The organism is Stenotrophomonas sp. SrG, from assembly GCF_050031795.1.
Classification (GTDB): domain Bacteria; phylum Pseudomonadota; class Gammaproteobacteria; order Xanthomonadales; family Xanthomonadaceae; genus Stenotrophomonas; species Stenotrophomonas rhizophila_A.
Map to the genome: position 1 here is coordinate 1 of NZ_JBNBBE010001227.1, position 237 is coordinate 237.

A 237-nucleotide genomic window follows, 5' to 3' on the forward strand; every position below is an offset into this window, starting at 1 on the left:
CGCGTCTTCCTCAATGCCACCACCAGCACCAGTCCCAGTCAGCTCACCGGCTCCACCGACGTGGCCGGCGCCCGCGCGCAGGTGATCATCGCCAAGCCGGCCGGCATCCAGATCGACGGCGCCGGCTTCCTCAACGCCAGCCGCGTCACCCTGACCACCGGCACGCCCTTCGTCAGCTACGGTGCGCTGGAAGGCTCCAGGGTTGCCGGGGGCGCCATCCGCATTGCCGGTGCCGGC

1 protein-coding gene is annotated in these 237 nt (G+C 71.3%); it reads left to right on the forward strand.

Annotation, left to right across the window (positions count from 1 at the left end):
- Window positions 1-237, forward strand: a 237-nt coding sequence (locus ACQG3P_RS23345; protein WP_426806373.1) for a filamentous hemagglutinin N-terminal domain-containing protein, incomplete at both ends; no start/stop codon positions are given.